Genomic DNA, 17,793 nt, shown 5'->3' with positions numbered 1-17,793 from the left:
GTCAATCCTCGGTATTCGGAGTCAGATGGAAGATCTCGGGCAGCAGCACGAACGACTCGTCCGGCGGCCGGCCTTCTGTGCCTTCTCGGCTGGTGAAGAACTCGGTCATCTCGGCCTGCCAACGGGTGTTCACCTCGGTGGCCGCCATCGCCTTCTGAGCCGCCTCCAGGTCATCGGACTCGACGTATCCGATCAGCAGCCCGTCGTCGCGGAGGAAGAGCGAGTAGTTGTGCCAGCCGGAGTCCCGGAGCGCGGCCTGCATGTCGGGCCAGACGTCGCGGTGGCGTTCGACGTACTCGTCCAGCCGGTCCGGCTTGACCTGGAGGCAGAAGCAGTAGCGGTTCACGAGATCCCCGGGTGGCTCAGAAGTCGAACTGGTCGATGTTGGTGGCGGTGAACTCGGTCGGCGGGCCGAGCACGATCTCGCCGGCCTCGCCGACGGTGTACTCGCCGAGTGCGACCCCGGCAGCCATCGCGGCGCGTGGTGAAGCGGGCTTCAGCTTCTTGCCGCCGATCTTCACCGTGCCTGCGTCCCGCGGATCCACACCGAAGATCGACTGGACGACCTCGGACCGTCCGGAGCCGACCATCCGGCGCACCATCTCGTCGACGGTCACCTCGCTGACCAGGTCGGTGGAGACGTGCTTGCCGTCGCGCATGATCGTGACCCGCTCGCACAGTGCGGTGATCTCCTCGAACCGGTGCGAGATGAACACCAGCGCGGCGCCGTCGTCCCGCAGCGACCTCGCCACCGCGAACAACCGCTCGACCTCGACGCCGGTGAGCGCCGCGGTCGGCTCGTCCATCACGACCACCCGGGCGTCCGCGGACAACGCCTTGGCGATCTCGACGAGCTGCTGGTCGGCGATCGACAGACCTCTCGCCGGACGGTTCGGTTCGATCGACACCCCGAGCCTGCTGAACAGCTGCGCGGCCTCGCGGAGCATCGCCGTCCGGTCGATGGTTTTGAAACGACCCAGTGGCTGACGCCCCATCGCGATGTTCTCCGCGACGGTCAGGTCGGGGAACAGCGTCGGCTCCTGGTAGATCACCGCGATACCGGCCGCCTTGGCGTCGGCCGGGGTGTTCAGCTCGACCGGGAAACCGTCCAGCTCGATCGTGCCGGCGTCCGGCCGATACACCCCGGCGAGCACTTTCACGATGGTGGACTTGCCTGCGCCGTTCTCGCCGACCAGAGCGTGGGCCTCACCGCCGTACAGGTCGAACGAGACGTTCTGCACCGCGGCGACGGCGCCGAACGACTTCGAGACCACACGCACGCGCAGCAACGGCGCCTGGTCCGGCATGTCCGCCTCCGGTTGCTCGCGGGTCGCCCCTGGGTGATCACTGGCTGCTGACCGGGTCGATTGCTGAAAGGTTTCAACGAGATTGCAAGAAAGTAAGCGTGGCCGCATCCGGTCGTCAAGGGTTCGGCCGGAATCAGGTGGGAAACCACAGGATGAGACTGAGGAAAACCACAGGGCGGAGGTACGCTTCGTCCCCTATCACGTTTCAAACCGGGGAGGCCGCGTGACACCGAGTGGCGCAGCGGACCGTGCCCGCCGAACCCCTGATCCCGGCACCGGCCGCCCACCCCGTACTGCGGACGCGGCCGGCGGTCGCTCTGGGCGAGGGGCGGACCCGGCGGGCCGGGCGGAGCGCGCGGTCAGTCCGAGTGTGCGGCGACAGGCGCGGCGACTGCGGCCCGGGCGGGCGACTCGGGCGGCAGCAGGTGTGAAGGATGTCGCGGCCGCGGCCGGGGTGTCGCTGGGCACGGTGTCGAACGTGCTGAACCGGCCGGAAATGGTCAGCCCGACCACACGTGCGAAGGTCGAGGCGGCGATGGCGTCACTCGGCTTCGTCCGGAACGAGTCGGCCCGGCAACTGCGCGCCGGCAGCAGCCGGATCGTCGCCTACCTGATGCTCGACGCGGGCAACCCGTTCTTCACCGACGTCGCCCGTGGCGTCGAGGAGGCTGCTCAGGCAGCCGGCCTGTCGGTCTTCCTCTGCAACAGCAACGAGGACGCCGCGCGCGAGGCGGACTACCTCGACCTGCTCGAGCAGCAGCGGGTCCAGGGTGTGCTGATCACGCCGATCGACCCCGACTCCTCGCGACTGCGCAAACTCCCCTCCCGCGGTACGCCGGTGGTCCTGGTGGACCGGGCGATCGACGACGACGAGCACTGCTCAGTCGCGGTGGACGACGTACTCGGCGGCGAGATCGCCCTGTCCCACCTGATCGAGCTCGGCCATCAGCGGGTCGCGTTCGTCGGTGGGCCGAACACGATCGGCCAGGTGACGGACCGCCGCGATGGCGCCCGGCGAGCGGTCGAGGACGCGGGCCTGCCGGCCGACAGCCTGGTCGACGTACTCACCGGTGCTCTGACGGTCGCCGAGGGTAGGGGCGCTGGGCAACGACTCGCCGGGCTGCGGGCCGATCGCCGTCCGACGGCCGCGTTCTGCGCGAACGACCTGCTGGCGTTGGGTTTGCTGCAACAGTGCGTCAGTTTGGGCCTGCGAGTGCCGGAGGATCTCGCGATCGTGGGCTACGACGACATCGAGTTCGCCGCGGCCGCTGCGGTGCCGCTCACCTCAGTCCGCCAGCCCCGCCAACTCCTCGGCCGCAGGGCCGCCGAACTGCTCCTCGACGAGTCGAGCAACCCAGACCACGAGCACCAACGGGTCACCTTCACTCCCGAACTCATCGTCCGCACCTCAACCCGCGGCACCACCTGACAACCCAGGGCGCCCCGCGCCCGCCGTACGGGCGAGCGCTCCGGTTTGGTTTCCCTTGGGCTCGGGCCGGACTGCTGACCGTCGTACCCCTGCGGACGGCGGTATGGGAGGCCGGCCCGAGGCCGAGGGAAACCAAACCTCTACGCGAGGTTCGCCGGGAGGCCGTCGTTGCGGACCAGGTCGACGACGTTGTCGGCACCACGGAGGGCTGCGACGACCCCTGGATCCGGTGCGGTGAGGATCTCGTCGAGGTCGGCTTCGTCGAGCGCCGGGTCCGGCTGGTAGGCGAGGCGCTCCTCGTCGAGGGAGAACTCGCTGGTCACGCCGGGCTTGTCGCCGCGCGGATCCTGCCGGTACCAGGTGCCGTCGAGGTTGACCGCGACCATGCCGTGCAGGAAGTGGCCGCCCTTGCCGTTGGAGAGCCGCTGGTAGCAGAGGCCCGCGGGGACTCCCTCGGCTCGCAGCAATGCCGTCAACAGGTGGGACTTGGCGAAGCACAACCCGGTGCGGTGCTCGAGGACCTCCGACGCCTTGACCGTGACGCGCGGATCGCCGGCGTCCATCGAGTGGTTCACCTCGTCGCGGGTGAAGTCGAACGCGGCGCGCGCGAAGTCCGTCGTACCGGGGTTGTCGCGGCGGAGGCGGGCGGCGAGCGCGGTGATGGCGGGATGCGACACGTCGATCACTTCGTCTTCGGCCAGGTACTCCTCCATGCGCTCAGTCTGACACGAATGTCCATGATCCGAAACTGATCGTCTCATTTATCGGATCTGGCCCTTGACCTTGAGTGGACTCCAGTTCAGAGGGTGCACACATGACAGAGATGAAGATCGCTCTCGGAGCGATGGAGTTCGGCAGCCGGATCGACGAGCAAACCTCGTTCGCCCTGCTGGATGCGTACGTCGACGCCGGCGGCGTCTGGATCGACACGGCCAACTGCTACTCGTTCTGGCAGGTCCCGAGCGGCCGCGGCGGTCAAAGCGAGGAACTGCTCGGCCGCTGGTTCGCGGCCCGTCCCGGTGTTCGCGACCGGGTCAAGCTCGCCACGAAGGTCGGCTGCGAGCCGCTGTGGCCAGGCAGCTTCCCCGAACACACGGAGGGGTTGAGCGAGAAGGTGATCGATGCGGCGCTGGAGACCTCACTGCGCCGGCTCGGCATCGACCACATCGACCTGTACTGGGCGCACCGTGACGACCTCACCACACCGCTGGAGGAGACCGTCGCCGCCTTCGGCAAGCACGCGAAGGCCGGCACGATCGGCCGGATCGGACTGTCGAACTATGCGCTGTGGCGGGTCGAGCGGATGCGCGGACTGGCCCTCGAACAGGGCGTCGAAGGCCCGACCGCGCTGCAACTGCGGTACTCCTACCTGCAGCCGAGGCCGTTCGTCCGGAACAACGCGCACGACCACCGGTTCGGCTGGATCACCGACGAGGTGCTCGACTACGCCGACCGCAACCCGGAGCAGGAGTTGTTCGCCTATAGCCCGCTGATGTCCGGCGGCTACGAACGCGAGGACCGCCCGATCCAGGAGGCCTTCGACCACCCCGGTACGACGCGGCGCCTGGAGATCCTGTCCAAGGTCGCCGCCGAACTGGGCGTCTCCCGCAGCGAGGTGGTCATCGCCTGGCTCACCGGCGGCTCCCCCACAGTCACCCCGATCGTCGGCATGAGCACCCCCGCCTACCTCCGAACCGCCCTGGCCGGCGCCGGCCTCACCCTCCCCACCAACCTCAGAACCCTCCTCGACGAACCCTGGTGAATCCGGTCGCACGAAACCGGATCCACCGCCGGTGTCCGAAACTGGAGACCGTGGGCTGCTGGTGGACCGGGTTTCGTGACACGATTTCGGGGTGGACAGGGATGGGTTCTGGGAGCTTGTCGAGTCGGCTCGGGCTGAGGTGGATGACACGGTCGCGGATCCTGACGGGGTCGCCGACTCGTTGACGAAGGCGCTCGGTCAGCTGGCGACGGAGGAGATCGCCGGGTTCGGGGTCGAGCTGGAGCGCCTGCAGGCTGATTCGTACTGCCAGGACCTGTGGGGTGCGGCGTACCTGATCAACAGCGGCGCGTCGGACGACGGGTTCGACTACTTCCGCGGCTGGCTGGTCGCCCAGGGGCAGGAGGTCTGGGACGCCGCGCTGGCCGACGCGGACTCGCTCGCCGATGTCGTCGACGAGGACCTGGCCGAGGAGTTCGAGGGCTTCAACGGCGAGGGCATGCTCACTGTCGCGGTGAACGCCTACGAGTCCGCCACCGGCTCGGACAAGGGCTACTGGGAAGCGGTCGAGGAGGCCGGCATCGACACCCCGGACGTGCCGATGGGTGAGAACTTCGACTTCGACGACACCAGCGAGATGAGGACCCGCTACCCGCTCCTCGCCGCCCTCTTCCTCACCGACTGACCGGACTCCCAGTTGCGGGAGGTCAGGCCGGTTCGCCGCTGAGGCGTTCGATGAAGGTCCGGAGGCGGAGGCGCCAGCGGGGTTGGAGGACGTCCCCGTCGGCCACGGCGAGGCTGACCAGGTGCTGGGTCATCTCGAAGCCGGCGACCGCGTCGCGCAGCGCGGTGAGCGTCTCCTCCGGTACTGCGTGCCGCCCGTGATCCGGCTCGTCGTGGTCCTGGCCGACGGGGCGGCTCACCCAGCCGGCACCGAAGCTGTTCGGCACCAGCAGTTCCGGCACGAGTGACTCGTGCGAGAGCGAGGCCAGGTCCTTGCTGCCGTTGTCGATGCTGAAGATGGTCGTACCGCGGCGGCGTACGTCGTCGATCCGTTCGAGCAGGGTGTCCGCCGGGGCGTTCTCCGCCACGACCAGGAGCGACTCGCCCCGGCCTGCCTCGCGGAGCCGGTCGAGGCCGATCGACAGGTGCGGCGGCGCGTCCGGCGGTGGCGCCCAGCGGACCAGGGCCGGGCGGATGTCCTCGATGCCCGCGCCGTGGAGTTCGTCGTCGAGGTGCGCGGTCAGGTGCCACGGCTCGTCCTCAGGTGGGCCGAACAGCATCAGCCCGCCGGTGCGGGTGGTGAACCTGCGCAGCGAGTGGGCGAACTCGGTGGTCCGGCTGCCGAGCTCCGTGCCGGTCAGCATCTCGCGGAGCAGCGTCGCCTTGGTGAGGTCCACCCCTCAAACCTGACACAAGTCCCCGGACATCGCGACTCGGAGTACAGGGGCTCAGGAAGGGCTGAGCCGGTCCGCCCTGGTCCGCAGGTAGTCGCGCTCGGGGATGGACGTCGTACGTCGGGCCGCCAGCAGGTAGCTCTCCCGGGCGGCATCGAGGTCACCCGACATCTCCAGGAAGTGCGCGCGGACGGCCTCGAGGCGGTGGTGGTCGGTCATCCGGTGGTCGGAGTCGAGCGGCTCGAGCAGCGCCAGCGCCTCCTTCGGGCCGGTCGCCATCGACACCGCGACGGCGTGGTTGAGCCGCACCATCGGGTTGTCGGAGAGCTGTTCCAGCACCTGGTAGAGCGCGACGATCTGCGGCCAGTCCGTGTCCTCGGCCCGCTCCGCGGTCCCGTGCACCCCGGCGATCGCGGCCTGCACCTGGTACGGCCCCAACTGGGTCCGCGAGAGCGCGTCGGTGACGAGCGCGTCGCCCTCCTCGATGGCGGCCTTGTTCCAGCGCGAGCGGTCCTGCTCGGCCAGCGGGATCAACCCACCGTCGGGATCGGTACGAGCCGGTCGGCGCGCGTCGGTCAGCAGCATCAACGCCAGCAGTCCGGCGACCTCCCCGTCATCGGGCAGCAGCCGGCGGACACCGCGAACCAGCCGGATCGCCTCGGTGGTGAGCTCGGCACTGTGCAGATCGGTGCCGGACGAGGCGGTGTAGCCCTCGTTGAAGATCAGGTAGAGGACGTGCAGCACAGCACCCATCCGGGCGTCGCGCTCAGCCTCGGGTGGCATCTCGAAGGAGCTGCCAGCCTGCTTGATACTGCGCTTGGCACGACTGATCCGCTGGGCCATCGTCGACTCGGGCACCAAGAAAGCGGCGGCGATCTGAGCAGTGCTCAAACCGCCGACAGCCCTGAGAGTCAAGGCGATCTGGGAGGCCGCGGACAGCGCCGGATGGCAACACAGGAACAACAGCGTGAGGGTGTCGTCCTGACCACCCGGATCGTCGATTTCAGGGCCTGCGGCAACGAACTCCTCCGGCGCGGCCAGGTTGGCGGCGTTCTCCTCGCGCTTGCGGCGAGCGGAGTCGCTCCGCAGCAGGTCGGTCAACCGCCGGGAGCCGACGCGGATCAACCAGCCGCGCGGGTTGTCCGGGACCCCCTCCTCCGGCCACTGCTGGGCAGCCGCGAGCAGCGCCTCCTGGACGGCCTCCTCGGCCAGGTCAAAGTGGCCGTAGTGCCGTACCAGCGCACTGAGCACCTGCGGGGTCTCTTCCCGCAGCAGCAGCTCGAACCCGCTCACATCTCCAGCCCGGAACTGTCCATCACCGGTCGCACCTCCACGGCGACGTACTTCGCGTCCGGCATTCGCGCCGCGTATTCGATCGCCTGGTCGATGTTCTCGCACTCCACCAGGTAGAAGCCGGCCAGGTGTTCCTTGGCCTCGGCGTACGGGCCGTCGGTGGTGGTGGGGATGTCGTCGCGGACCGACACCGTCCGGGTGGTGATCGGGTCGGCGAGGCCGGCCGAGCTGACCAGCAGGCCCTGCTCGGTGAGTTCCCGGCTCAGCTCCAGGTGCGAGCGGCCCAGGGCTTCGCGCTGCTCGGCGGACAGGCCCGCCCAGCTCTCCGGGTTGCTGTAGATCAGCAGCATGTACTTCACGGGCACCATCCTGACGGTCGCGGAGGCCGTTGTGACCCCCTCTCACCCGGTACGTCGGAACCGGACCCGCTGATTTCGACAGAAACGGTCCGCGATCGAAATGTCGAGGTGGTCCGGACGGAGCCGACGTCCCCGGTGTGAGATGCCCAGCCCGGGCGTCCGGAGTACTGGAGGACGACCACCATGCAGAACGCTCCTGATCCGAAGCGCTGGTTCGCGCTGGCCCTGCTGTGTGTGGCGGGGTTCATGATCATCCTGGACGCGTCGATCGTCCTCGTCGCGGTGCCGTCGATCGAGCGCGAACTGACCTTCTCCACCGGCGGCGTGCAGTGGGTGCCGAGCGGCTACGCGCTGATGTTCGGCGGGTTGCTCCTGCTCGGCGGGCGCATCTCCGACCTGCTCGGACGCCGCCGGGTGTTCATCGCCGGACTGCTGCTCTTCGCCGCTTCCTCGCTGCTCTGCGGGTTCGCCTGGACCGGCGACGCGCTGGTGTTCGCCCGAGGGCTGCAGGGCATCGCGGCCGCAGTACTGGCTCCCAGTGCGTTGTCGATCGTGATGACGACGTTCCCGGACGGGGCAGAGCGCAACAAGGCGCTGGGCATCTGGGGAGCCACCAGCGGCGTCGGCGGTACCGCGGGGTCGCTGATCGGCGGGCCGGTCACGGACGGGCTCGGCTGGGAGTGGATCTTCTTCATCAACGTGCCGGTCTGCCTGCTCGTGGCGGCGCTGGCTCCCACCCTGCTGAAGGACAGCCGCGGCCCGGGCCGGCGCGGGTTCGACGTCACCGGCGCGGTGACCGTGACCGCCGCCCTGATCGTTCTCGTGTACGCCGTGATCGAGGCGCCGACCTCCTCCGCGGGACGCACCACGCTGCTCGCGCTCCTCTCCGCCGTGCTGTTCGCGTTGTTCGTCCTGGTCGAGCAGAGGTCGTCCGCTCCGCTCGTACCGCTGCGGCTCTTCCGCTCGCGTGCAGTGGTCGGCGGCAATCTGATCGGGATGACCTGGGGTCTGGCCGCGTTCGGGCTGAACTTCATCTACACGCAGTACGCCCAGCTGGCACTCGGTACTTCGGCGATCCGGTACGGCCTGATGTCATCGGTACTGGCGGCGGCAGCGGTCGGCGGTTCCATCCTGGGGCAGAACTTGGTGACCCGGATCGGCCCCCGCCCGGTCGCGGCCGCGTCGCTCGTGGTCGCCGGCATCGGCAGCACGGTGATGAGCCAACTGAGTGCCGATTCGGGGTACTTCGAGACGGCGTTCTGGGGGCTGACGATCTTCGGGGCGGGACTCGGTGCCGGTTCGGTGGCCGGAGCTATCGCCGCGCTGAGCGATGTCGCCGCCGAGGACTCCGGAGTCGCCTCGGGTCTGCAGAATGCGACGTTCCAGATCGGCGGCGCTGTCGGGATCGCGGCGCTCTCCGCAGTGGCCGTCGCTCACACGCCCGGCTCGTCCCCTGCCGAACTCGTCCACGGATACAAGGTCGCGTTCACCGCTTGCTGGGCCTTCATCGCAGTCGGCCTGCTCGGAACCGCCTTGCTGGGCAAGCGTTCCGCCGATCGCCCGCAGTTGGCCACGGAGGTCGCCAGCCACTCGTAGTGCGCCCGGACAGCCTGCGCCAACTCCAGCGGCTGCCGTACTGCGAAGTGCCACGGCAGGCCGGACAGCATCCTCGCCATGGCGGCAAGGTCCTCCGCACCGCTCATCAGGACGACACCACCAGCAGGGCCTTCGTGCAGGTCTCCCGCAGTCAGCGGGAGGCTTGCACGGGCCGTCTCCAGGTCGGTGTCGAGCCAGACCTCGGTTCGGTGCGACCAGGCTCCGAAGGTGAGCCCGTGCATCACGTGGGCCACGACGTCGAACCCGTCAGGCGGGGTGAACCGGGTGGCGAGTTCCGTGGCGCGGCCGATCCGGTCCACGCGGAACGTGCGGACTTCCTGGCGCAGGTAGTCGTGCCCGACGAGGTACCAGCGCTTGCCGTGGACCACGAGTCCGTACGGGTCCACCTCGCGCACGACTGGCTCCCCGGAGTACGGGCGGTGTTCTATGCGCATCCGGTGCTTGGCGCGGACGGCTGCGGCGAGGGTGAGGGCCACCTCGGGCTCTGGTTGGGCGGTTGGCCTGCGGTCGGCCACTACCGACGTACCGGAGATCAGGGCGTTCACGCGCTCGCGTAGTGCGGTTGGGAGGACCCGGTTGAGCTTCACGAGGGCTCGAGCCGTCGGGGACGGCTCGGTCACGTCCTCGGCATCACCTACGGCCGCCAAGGCTACAGCGACGGCAACCGCCTCGTCGTCGCCCAGCATGAGGGGCGGCAGACGGTATCCGCGCGCCAGGCGGTAGCCGCCGTACCGGCCTCGTTCCGCTTCGACGGGGATGTCCATCTCGCGGAGGGCGGTGACGTAGCGGCGCACTGTGCGGGCGTCTGTGCGGAGCCGGTCGGCCAGCTCGTCGGCGGAGACCAGGCCGCGGTCCTGCAGCAGCTCGAGGAGCGCTAGAACGCGAGTTGCGGGTCTGGACACAACTCGAGAATAAACAGGGCAAAACCTGTCCACAATCCTCAGTAGCTTGCTCGGTGTAAGGCACCGAACGACACAAGGAGCAAGCAGATGATCGTCCTCGTAGGTGGTTCGTTCCTCGGCGGCTGGGCGTGGGAGAAGGTGACGCCGCTGCTCGAGGCAGCCGGGCAGCGGGCGCTGCCGTTGACCTTGACCGGGACCGGCGACAGGTATCACCTGGCTTCCGCCGAGACCACGCTCAACCTGAACGCGGACGACATCGTGCACGCGATCGAGTACGCCGACCTGCGGGACGTGGTGCTGGTAGCGCACTCGTACGCGGGTGCTCCGGCGACGATCGCGACGAGCCGGATCCCGGAGCGGATCGCGCGAGTGGTCTACATCGGCGGGGTGCTGCCGGTGGCGGGGAAGACGTTGTTCGAGGTGGCGGGGCCGGAGACCGAGGGGGCGATCCGGCAGACCGTCGTGAATGGCCAGATCCCGGTGATGACGGATGCGCTGCTGGATCTGGTGTTCGGCGACCACGGGCTGACTCCGGAGGATCGCGAGTACCTGCGGGCGCGCGGGACCGCGCAGCCGATCGGCACGTACACCGATCCGGCGCCGGTCGATCTCAGCGGGGTGGAGAAGGTGGCGAGGACGTACGTTGCGTGCGCCAACGATCCAGGTGAGCCGGCGGAGACACCTGGTTTCGACGTCGACACGATCGCCAGCGGGCATTGGCCGATGATCACCCGGCCGGATGCCCTCGCCGAAGTGATCCTCCGCTGGTGCTGAGGTCTCCAGTGCTGAAGGCGTTAGGGCGCGGTGAGGACTGTGCCGCGGAGTTCGACGCGGTCGCCGACCACGGCGGAGACCTTGGCGGCGATCTGCTGGGCCCGCTCGTCGTCGTCGGTGTCGATCATGAAGAAGCCGGCGATCTGTTCCTTGGCCTCGCCGAACGGCCCGTCCGTGACGACCCGCACGTCGTCGCGGATCTGCACGATCCTGCCCTGGCTGGGAAAGGTGAGCCCTTCCGCGCTGACCAGTTCGCCGGTCGCGGCGAGCTCGTCCTTCAAGATCATCAGGTCACGCAACCCCTGCCGGTCCTGCTCGGACCCGGTCCAGGAGTCGTCGGCATTGCCGAAGATCATCACGAGGTACTTCATACCGGCGCATCGTAACCAGCCCCTCCGACAGAACCGGCCCACGAGCAGAACAGGGCCCCGCGAGCCAGAAGCTCGCGGGGCCCGTCTCCTCAGACGATCAGAACCAGTGTCGGCGTCCCCCGACAGCACGACCGGTCGATCCCAACAGGAACAGCACAGCACCGATGATGAGCAGGACGATGCCGATGGTCCACAGGACCGGGACACTCAACAAGAATCCCAGCAACAGCAGGATCAGTCCGAGAATGAGCATGAAGCCCTCCTTCTGAGTACGCCGCCGGGCGGAATTGGCGGCCGTCGACTCCAGTGCCCACCCCTAATCGTCAGTAATCGCAGCGATCTCCGAGCACCCACGGCAGCCACAGCTCACCCGGCGTACCGGCGAGTCAGGCGCGTGTCAGTTGGCCCACGGGAAGACCGGAAGGCGTTTCTCGGTGAAGGCTTTGGTGCCTTCGTGGAGTTCGCCGGTGGTGATTGTTTCCTGGTAGCGCTTGAGGGCGGCTGGGTTGGGGTCTTCGCCGGACAGGAGGGCGTTGACCGTCTCCTTGGCCGAGCGGATTGTCAGCTGGGAGCGGGAGACCAGGGTGCTGGCGAAGGTGGCTACCTCGGTGTCGAGGTCGGCGGCCGGGAGGACACGGTCGACCAGGCCCTTGGATAACGCCTCGGTGGCGGCGAGCAGTTCGCCGCTGAAGAGCAGGTACTTCGTGGTCGCCGGGCCGACGAGGTCGAGCAGCACCTTGATCGCGGCCGGCGGGTAGACCACTCCGATCCGGGCGGGCGTCACGCCGAAGGTGGAATCCTCGGCGGCGAACCGGAAGTCGCAGTTCACCGCGATCTCCAGGCCGCCGCCGATGCAGTGTCCGGGAGAACGTCGGCCCGGCTCCGGAGACCTGCAGTACCTTGACCTGCGGGTCGGCGGCGAGGTCGGCGAGCAGGCTCGGTAGCACCTCCCACATCGCCCGGGTGAGCGCGTTGCGCTTGTCCACCCGGTCGATCACGAGCGTCGCGACGGGCCCCGCGTCGACACTGAATCCGAGGTCGCTCATGAGCCGCAGTCAAGCAGAGCGCGGCCAACCACGCCGCTGCCGAGATCACACCACGCCCAGCATGTGGACGCATCACGCTCAGCGCGCGGACTCATCCGGCTGAGCGTCAGCACCCATCCGGTTGAGCGTGCAGAGCCATCAAGTTGAGCGTGCGGAGCACCCCTAGTGAGCGTGCCGACCTCCGCACGCTCAGTGGCCGGTGCACATGCCGCTGAGCGTGCGCCATGTTCGCAATACGTTAAAAGTGGGCGCCAGTTGTGAGACCCGCCGGGATGTGTGCTTGACTCCTCCGCGTCGATAACGTTTTGATCTCGGCAGATTGGGTGGTTCTCCAAGTGGCTGAAGGACGGCATAGACAGGCGCGGCACCGTCAACCGCGCCCGAAGGTGATCCGCCCCGGCATCGTGAAGGTTGCGATACCCGGTGCGGCGGTGGCCCTCCTGGCCACCGGGTCGGCAGGAGCATTCTCCGCCGATCAGGCCCCCGCGACGGATGCGCCTACCGCCAGCTCGCCCCTGCAGCTGCAGCGTGAGACGCAAACCAGCCGGGACGCCCTCCGCCCCTCGCTCGACCTCTCCCCGACCCCGGCGCCGGCTCCTAAGCCCAAGGCGCCGCCGGTCGCGAAGCACCTCAAGAAACAAGCACCGATCCCCAAGCCGACCTCCGCGAAGACCCGCGCCGCGGCCGTCGTCAAGCCGCTCAAGATCATCGGCAGCAAATACACCACCACCGACGTGAACGTCTGGTCGACGGCCGGTGGCACCGGCACCCTGCTGACGGTGCTGGACAAGGGCAGCAAGGTCTCCGTCACCGGCGAGATCGACGGCATCTGGGCGCAGATCGTCCGCGACGGCGTCTCCCGCTGGGTCAAGGCGCAGTACCTAGCGGCGACCAAGCCGGCCGCGACCAGCACTGCCGGCACCCCCTCCCAGGCCGCCTGCGCGTCAGGCTCCAGCGTCGAGTCCGGCCTGACGGCCGACGCGATCCGGGTGCACCGCGCGATCTGCCACCTGTTCCCCTCCGTCACTTCGTACGGCGGGCTCCGCAGCGGCGACAGCGGCAGCGAGCACTCCAGCGGCCACGCGCTCGACATCATGGTCACGGGCCAGACGGGCCAGGAGATCGCCGACTGGCTCAAGTCCAACAGCAAGGCCATGGGCGTCAGCCAACTGATCTGGCAGCAGCACATCTGGACGGTCCAGCGCGGCAGCGAAGGCTGGCGTGCGATGGAGGACCGTGGCAGCACGACGGCGAACCACTACGACCACGTGCACGTCACGGTGTACGGCAACTCCGGCACCGCCTGAGCAACACCTCTTCACCACCTGAGCATCGCGCACGGAACGGCCCGGCCTCGATCTTCGAGTCCGGGCCGTTCCGCGTCGTCAGCAGGTCTCGTCAGGCTGGGCGGATGTTGTGGTTCAGGTGGAAGAAGTTGTCGGGGTCGTAGGCCCGCTTGACTGAGCGGAGCCGGTCGAGATCGGCCGGCGCGTACGCCGTCGCGGCGCGCGCCGGGTCGGCCAGGAAGTTCACGAAGGTCCGGCCGGTCGTCCGGAGTACCGGAGCCAGGTCGGGAACCTCCTGGTCGATGATCACGGAGTACGTCGCGTCGCGGTGCCCGACCGGTCCCGCGCCCGGGCCCGGGTGTGCCATCGCGCCGGCCCAGTGGCGGATCTCGACGGTCGGCGCCGAGTCACCGGTGAGCTGGGCGAGTTCGTCGATCAGGTCGTCCGGGAGCGTATCGACCAAATCCAGGTACCGAGCCGGGGTGCCGCCCATCGCGGACTCCCCGAACGGCATCGTCCGGAGTTCGCCTGCCAGCACAGGCCCGGCCACCTCGAACAACGGCTTGAGGAGGTGCTCAGCCAGGTCGGCCTCACCGGAGTACAGGGCCTTGATCGCTAGGGCACGGGTGCCGCGGACGGCCTCGGGGAACGCCTGCGCGTCGGGGATCCGCGTCAGGACGATCGCGGTGCTCAGCTCGTTCGGGATGGTGGCGGACCAGTCGCTGTAGAACCTCAGCGTCTCGGCCGCGCGGTCGATCCCGAAGTACACGATGCCGGCGTGCACCACCGGAACGGCGTACAGGCGGAACTCGAGCGAGGTGACGATGCCGAAGTTGCCACTGCCACCGCGGATCGCCCAGAACAGGTCCGGATGCTCGTCCGCGCTGGCGGTGACGACCCGGCCGTCGGCGGTGACGACCTCGGCGCGGATCACGCTGTCGGCCGCGAACCCGTACTTGCGGGCCAGCCAGCCGAGTCCGCCGCCCAGGGTGTAGCCAGTGACGCCGACGTCCCGCGACGAACCCGCGAGCGGCGCCAGGCCGAACTCGCCCGCCGCATCGATCACAGCGCCCCAGCGGGTGCCCGGGCCGACCTTCGCGATCATGCGCTGCGGATCGACCAGCACGGACGTCATAGCCGAGGTCTTGAGCAGGATGCCGCCGTCCGCCGGGATCCGGGTACCGTGCCCGGTCGCCTGCACCGCGAGCGGTAGGCCGAACTCCCGGGCCGTACGCACGGCCGCCTGTACGTCGGTCCGGTGGTGCGCCTCGGCGACCACCAGCGGCCGCGAGTCGACCGTCGGAATCACCGACCGTCGCTGCACGTCGTACTCCGCGTCGCCGGGCCGGTGGATCGCACCGTTGAAGCCGGCTCCGAGCAGCCCGGCCACGACATCGCAACCGGTGACGTCGGGGGTGGAAATCGCCTGCGTGGTCATGTCGAACTCCCTAGCCGTGTCTGGTCTCTACCAACACGTCGAAGGAGATCGCCTCAGATGGACACGCTCCGGCAAACTTTTCTCGTGACCCATACCCACCGCCTGTCCACCAACAACCAGGTGGTCACCAAGACCTACGCCTCCTAGTCCCGGCCTGGGATCCTTCACCTAGCGGACGTCGTTGATCAGCTCGACCGCTTCATCCATCCCGTACCTCTCACGGAGGACGGATAGGAACTCGTCCACCGACATAGGCGGCTTCTTAAACCGCGCGGTGAGGGTGGTCACTGCCTGGAGCGCGAGTTGTGGCGCGACGGCGACGGTGTTCGCGGCGAACTCGCCAGGTGCGATGACCTGGATGCCCGGCGGGACCTTGTCGGGTGGGAAGTGCTTCAAGTTGTCGGTCACGATGGCGCCGGCGTGACCTGCTACCGCGGCAGCGATCACGTGCTCGTCATTGGGATCTGTGAGCCCGAACGTACCGTCGTAGGGCTCCCAGTTCTGAACCTCGGCGTCGTCAAAGTGGTCGCGCATCGTTTCGATGAGGCGAGCAGCCCGGGACTCCGCCTCAGCTTGCGGGATCCCATATTTCCCAGTGAGCTTCTCGATCTCGCAGTACTGCAGCTCCTCGAGGATCGCGGCGCTCCATAGCGGTCGATAGAGGTTTACGACGGCCAGGCTGAGCAGGAAGTCTCGCTGCTTGCTGGGCCACAGGACGCAGGTATCGAGGAGTGCGGGGAACACTCCTCGATCCTGTCAGAGATTGGCGCTTCGCCGCCGCTGCTCGGCCCGCTGCTTCCGGATCCTCTTGAGCCTGTCGTTCACTACCGCGGCATCCTCGTCCTCGCTCACGTCGACTGACGTGTCGGCAATCGCCTGGTATTGCCGCTGCCGGCGCGCGTCGCGGTAAGTCAGGGCGTCCTTGAGCAACACCTTTCGACGGTTTCCGATCCTCTCGGAGGCGAGCTCGCCGTTATCGATCAGGCGAACCACCGTGGGCCGGCTGACGCCGAGCAGATCTGCAACCTGCTGAGTCGTGAGCTTCGGCATTGTCGGCGAGATCGTTATGGCTCTTCCCGCGCGGAGTGCCGCCACGGCCTGAACAAGCACCCTGTGAAGCGCCTCGGGAACCTCGATCTGGTCGTGCTCTTCAGCACCCGCCAGGAAGTACCGGCGCTCGGGCCGTTCGCCTGTCTTACTGTGATGGGCGTCAAGGAAGCTCGCGATCGTCGCCATCTGCTCCTGCTCTTCGGGCAGGTAGGTCTGCGACTCGAGGAGTTCGGCAGTCATGACAACCTCCGTACGAACGAAACGAAGTTGCTTTCGCAACGTTCGGATAATCCCATCGGTCACCTCAGCTCGTCAAGCTCCTCTTGACGCCGAACCCCCGGATTGCACACAGGCGCAACGACGCGACGCTTCGTAGCGGCGTCAAGGAGAGCTTGGCGCCCGCCCGCCATGCTGGGTCGGGGTATCGCGTGCGGGCCGGAACTGCTCGCACTGTGGGACTGGGGTGGGCGACAGAGGACCCGGAGCCGGTGACTTCAGGACACGGCCGCCACGGCTGCTCTGATGAGGCGCGACGCAGGAGCGCGCCGGGCCTGGGGTGCGTGGGAGCGGCGACGGAGGAGGCGCATGGGGTCGGAGTACCTGGGTTAGGCGGGGATGGGGAGGGATTGGAGGCGGGGAATGTCGGCGAGGATGTTGATTTCGGTGATTTTGCCGTTGTGGGTGGTGACGGCCATGACGCCCAGGAGTTGGTCGTTGACGACGGTGATAACGCCGGGGGTGCCGTTGACCAGGGCTGGGCGGGAGTAGGGCGCGAGCCTGGTGAACATGAGGGCCTGCTCGACGACCGCGAGCGCGCCGCGCACCAGCTTGGAGACGGCCGGTGAGGTGGGGTCGGCAGGCGTCGTACCGGCGTCGGCGCGGAGTACGACGTCGGGGTCGAGGAGGGAGAGCAGGGCCTCGAAGTCACCGCTGCGGGAGGCGGCGAGGAAGGCGTCGACGACCTCGCGCTGCCGGCCGACATCGCCGTCGCTGACCGGGACGCCCTGGACGCGGCGGCGCGCGCGGGAGGCGAGCTGGCGGGTCGCGGCCGGGGACTTGTCGACGATCTCGGCGATCTCGTCGAAGCTCAGCGCGAACATGTCGTGCAGCACGAACGCGAGTCGCTCGGCCGGTGCCAGCGTCTCCAGCACGACCAGCATCGCCAGCCCGACCGAGTCGGCGCGGACGGCTTCCTCCTCGGGATCCAGCGGGCTCACGATCGGGTCGGGGACGAAGATTTCCAGTGGGTCCTCACGCCGGGACTTGCGGGTGCGCAGCATGTCGAGGCAGACCCGGGACACCACGGTGGTCAGCCAGGCGCTCAGGTTCGCGACCTCGCTGACGTCGGATCGACTCAGCCGCAGCCAGGCCTCCTGCACCGCGTCCTCGGCCTCGTTGACCGAACCGAGCATCCGGTACGCAACCGAGCGCAACTGCGTGCGGTTCTCCTCGAACTTCTCCGCGAGTTGGTCGTGCTGGTCCACTGGTCACAATCTCCCGTCGCGATCCGTCAATACCTTGACGGTTCAGAGCCCCATCATGTGACAGCCAGGGGCCGCGCGCCGATGATGGGTCCATGGCCGAACGCCGACTGGTCTTCGAGGACGACTTCGACGGTCCGGAGCTGGACCCGGCCGTCTGGCTGCCGCACTACCTGCCGCACTGGAGTTCGCGCGCGGCCACGGCAGCGCAGTACGAGCTGCGCGACTCCTGCCTGCACCTGACGATTCCGCCCGGCCACGCGCTGTGGTGCGAGAACGACCACTCGCCGCCCATGCGGGTGTCTGGGATCCAGTCGGGCAAC

19 protein-coding genes and 1 pseudogene are annotated in these 17,793 nt (G+C 68.3%); 6 read left to right on the top strand and 14 right to left on the bottom strand.

Features of this window, described 5'->3' with window-relative positions:
* Position 1 precedes the first annotated feature (1 nt).
* Both ACFPJ1_RS07550 and ACFPJ1_RS07545 read right to left on the bottom strand, forming a co-directional pair.
* Complete coding sequence (locus tag ACFPJ1_RS07550) at positions 2–346, bottom strand: L-rhamnose mutarotase (RefSeq protein WP_380102339.1); 345 nt, start codon at positions 344–346, stop codon at positions 2–4.
* Positions 347–362: 16 nt separating this feature from the next.
* Positions 363–1,307, bottom strand: coding sequence for a sugar ABC transporter ATP-binding protein (locus ACFPJ1_RS07545; RefSeq protein WP_380102338.1), 945 nt, complete (start codon positions 1,305–1,307; stop codon positions 363–365).
* A gap of 223 nt (positions 1,308–1,530) precedes the next feature.
* On the opposite strand from ACFPJ1_RS07545, the gene ACFPJ1_RS07540 reads away from it, so the two are divergent.
* Positions 1,531–2,736, top strand: a complete 1,206-nt coding sequence (locus ACFPJ1_RS07540; protein ID WP_380102337.1) for a LacI family DNA-binding transcriptional regulator — start codon at positions 1,531–1,533, stop codon at positions 2,734–2,736.
* A gap of 140 nt (positions 2,737–2,876) precedes the next feature.
* Here the strand turns inward: ACFPJ1_RS07540 and ACFPJ1_RS07535 are convergent, their stop codons facing one another.
* Positions 2,877–3,449: a transglutaminase-like domain-containing protein gene (locus ACFPJ1_RS07535; protein WP_380102336.1), complete on the bottom strand. Its 573-nt coding sequence runs from the start codon at positions 3,447–3,449 to the stop codon at positions 2,877–2,879.
* Positions 3,450–3,550: 101 nt separating this feature from the next.
* Between ACFPJ1_RS07535 and ACFPJ1_RS07530 the strand changes: the two genes are divergently transcribed.
* Together ACFPJ1_RS07530 and ACFPJ1_RS07525 are read left to right on the top strand one after the other, a co-directional pair.
* On the top strand, positions 3,551–4,498 hold the full coding sequence (locus ACFPJ1_RS07530) for an aldo/keto reductase (RefSeq protein ID WP_380102335.1): 948 nt from the start codon (positions 3,551–3,553) through the stop codon (positions 4,496–4,498).
* Positions 4,499–4,589: 91 nt separating this feature from the next.
* A complete protein-coding gene (locus ACFPJ1_RS07525) occupies positions 4,590–5,141 on the top strand; it encodes a DUF4240 domain-containing protein (RefSeq protein ID WP_380102334.1) in 552 nt (183 codons plus the stop codon).
* A 22-nt stretch (positions 5,142–5,163) separates the two neighbouring features.
* Here ACFPJ1_RS07525 and ACFPJ1_RS07520 read toward each other — a convergent pair whose 3' ends face one another.
* From ACFPJ1_RS07520 to ACFPJ1_RS07510, 3 genes are read right to left on the bottom strand one after another with little or no spacing between them, the layout of a single operon-like run.
* A complete protein-coding gene (locus ACFPJ1_RS07520) occupies positions 5,164–5,856 on the bottom strand; it encodes a hypothetical protein (protein WP_380102333.1) in 693 nt (230 codons plus the stop codon).
* A gap of 51 nt (positions 5,857–5,907) precedes the next feature.
* A complete protein-coding gene (locus ACFPJ1_RS07515; RefSeq protein WP_380102332.1) occupies positions 5,908–7,146 on the bottom strand; it encodes an RNA polymerase sigma factor in 1,239 nt (412 codons plus the stop codon).
* Positions 7,143–7,496 (bottom strand): YciI family protein, encoded by a 354-nt coding sequence (locus ACFPJ1_RS07510; protein ID WP_380102377.1) that lies wholly within the window; start codon positions 7,494–7,496, stop codon positions 7,143–7,145. Before ACFPJ1_RS07510 ends, ACFPJ1_RS07515 begins: the two co-directional genes overlap by 4 nt.
* Positions 7,497–7,688: 192 nt before the next feature.
* Here ACFPJ1_RS07510 and ACFPJ1_RS07505 point away from each other — a divergent pair, with 192 nt between their 5' ends.
* The gene (locus ACFPJ1_RS07505) at positions 7,689–9,101 is read left to right on the top strand and encodes an MFS transporter (protein WP_380102331.1); all 1,413 of its coding nucleotides are present in this window, start codon (positions 7,689–7,691) and stop codon (positions 9,099–9,101) included.
* 308 nt (positions 9,102–9,409) lie between these two features.
* On the opposite strand, the pseudogene ACFPJ1_RS07500 reads toward ACFPJ1_RS07505, so the two are convergent.
* Positions 9,410–10,024: pseudogene (locus ACFPJ1_RS07500) on the bottom strand (helix-turn-helix transcriptional regulator); the annotation flags it as partial.
* A gap of 87 nt (positions 10,025–10,111) precedes the next feature.
* On the opposite strand from ACFPJ1_RS07500, the gene ACFPJ1_RS07495 reads away from it, so the two are divergent.
* The gene (locus ACFPJ1_RS07495) at positions 10,112–10,798 is read left to right on the top strand and encodes an alpha/beta fold hydrolase (protein WP_380102330.1); all 687 of its coding nucleotides are present in this window, start codon (positions 10,112–10,114) and stop codon (positions 10,796–10,798) included.
* 20 nt (positions 10,799–10,818) lie between these two features.
* Here ACFPJ1_RS07495 and ACFPJ1_RS07490 read toward each other — a convergent pair whose 3' ends face one another.
* The 3 genes from ACFPJ1_RS07490 to ACFPJ1_RS07480 all read right to left on the bottom strand — a co-directional run bounded on the left by ACFPJ1_RS07490 (position 10,819) and on the right by ACFPJ1_RS07480 (position 11,998).
* Positions 10,819–11,169, bottom strand: coding sequence for a YciI family protein (locus ACFPJ1_RS07490; protein ID WP_380102328.1), 351 nt, complete (start codon positions 11,167–11,169; stop codon positions 10,819–10,821).
* 97 nt (positions 11,170–11,266) lie between these two features.
* Positions 11,267–11,422: a DUF6131 family protein gene (locus tag ACFPJ1_RS07485; RefSeq protein ID WP_380102326.1), complete on the bottom strand. Its 156-nt coding sequence runs from the start codon at positions 11,420–11,422 to the stop codon at positions 11,267–11,269.
* Positions 11,423–11,566: 144 nt separating this feature from the next.
* Entirely contained in the window at positions 11,567–11,998 is a 432-nt protein-coding gene (locus tag ACFPJ1_RS07480) for an enoyl-CoA hydratase-related protein (protein WP_380102325.1), read from the bottom strand.
* 648 nt (positions 11,999–12,646) lie between these two features.
* Here ACFPJ1_RS07480 and ACFPJ1_RS07475 point away from each other — a divergent pair.
* Positions 12,647–13,522: a VldE C-terminal domain-containing protein gene (locus ACFPJ1_RS07475; protein WP_380102324.1), complete on the top strand. Its 876-nt coding sequence runs from the start codon at positions 12,647–12,649 to the stop codon at positions 13,520–13,522.
* A gap of 91 nt (positions 13,523–13,613) precedes the next feature.
* On the opposite strand, the gene ACFPJ1_RS07470 is transcribed toward ACFPJ1_RS07475, so the two are convergent.
* From ACFPJ1_RS07470 to sigJ, 4 genes are all read right to left on the bottom strand, one after another.
* Entirely contained in the window at positions 13,614–14,939 is a 1,326-nt protein-coding gene (locus tag ACFPJ1_RS07470; RefSeq protein ID WP_380102323.1) for an FAD-binding oxidoreductase, read from the bottom strand.
* A gap of 168 nt (positions 14,940–15,107) precedes the next feature.
* Positions 15,108–15,683, bottom strand: a complete 576-nt coding sequence (locus ACFPJ1_RS07465; protein WP_380102322.1) for a PIN domain-containing protein — start codon at positions 15,681–15,683, stop codon at positions 15,108–15,110.
* Between the two features lie 12 nt (positions 15,684–15,695).
* Positions 15,696–16,229, bottom strand: a complete 534-nt coding sequence (locus ACFPJ1_RS07460) for a helix-turn-helix domain-containing protein (RefSeq protein WP_380102321.1) — start codon at positions 16,227–16,229, stop codon at positions 15,696–15,698.
* 365 nt (positions 16,230–16,594) lie between these two features.
* A complete protein-coding gene (sigJ, locus tag ACFPJ1_RS07455) occupies positions 16,595–17,473 on the bottom strand; it encodes an RNA polymerase sigma factor SigJ (RefSeq protein WP_380102320.1) in 879 nt (292 codons plus the stop codon).
* Positions 17,474–17,793 lie beyond the last annotated feature (320 nt).

The sequence above is a fragment of the Kribbella qitaiheensis genome (assembly GCF_042657745.1).
In the GTDB taxonomy this organism is placed as follows: Bacteria; Actinomycetota; Actinomycetes; order Propionibacteriales; family Kribbellaceae; genus Kribbella; species Kribbella qitaiheensis.
This window is presented reverse-complemented; position numbering and strand designations above follow the sequence as displayed.

Excerpts from the sequence above, each read along its gene's own strand:
- ACFPJ1_RS07530 (WP_380102335.1), top strand. The coding sequence starts at position 3,551 with ATGACAGAGATGAAGATCGCTCTCGGAGCGATGGAGTTCGGCAGCCGG.
- ACFPJ1_RS07460 (WP_380102321.1), bottom strand. The coding sequence starts at position 16,229 with ATGACTGCCGAACTCCTCGAGTCGCAGACCTACCTGCCCGAAGAGCAG.
- ACFPJ1_RS07490 (WP_380102328.1), bottom strand. The coding sequence starts at position 11,169 with ATGAAGTACCTCGTGATGATCTTCGGCAATGCCGACGACTCCTGGACC.
- ACFPJ1_RS07535 (WP_380102336.1), bottom strand. The coding sequence starts at position 3,449 with ATGGAGGAGTACCTGGCCGAAGACGAAGTGATCGACGTGTCGCATCCC.
- ACFPJ1_RS07485 (WP_380102326.1), bottom strand. The coding sequence starts at position 11,422 with ATGCTCATTCTCGGACTGATCCTGCTGTTGCTGGGATTCTTGTTGAGT.
- ACFPJ1_RS07545 (WP_380102338.1), bottom strand. The coding sequence starts at position 1,307 with ATGCCGGACCAGGCGCCGTTGCTGCGCGTGCGTGTGGTCTCGAAGTCG.
- ACFPJ1_RS07505 (WP_380102331.1), top strand. The coding sequence starts at position 7,689 with ATGCAGAACGCTCCTGATCCGAAGCGCTGGTTCGCGCTGGCCCTGCTG.
- ACFPJ1_RS07510 (WP_380102377.1), bottom strand. The coding sequence starts at position 7,496 with ATGCTGCTGATCTACAGCAACCCGGAGAGCTGGGCGGGCCTGTCCGCC.
- ACFPJ1_RS07495 (WP_380102330.1), top strand. The coding sequence starts at position 10,112 with ATGATCGTCCTCGTAGGTGGTTCGTTCCTCGGCGGCTGGGCGTGGGAG.
- ACFPJ1_RS07470 (WP_380102323.1), bottom strand. The coding sequence starts at position 14,939 with ATGACCACGCAGGCGATTTCCACCCCCGACGTCACCGGTTGCGATGTC.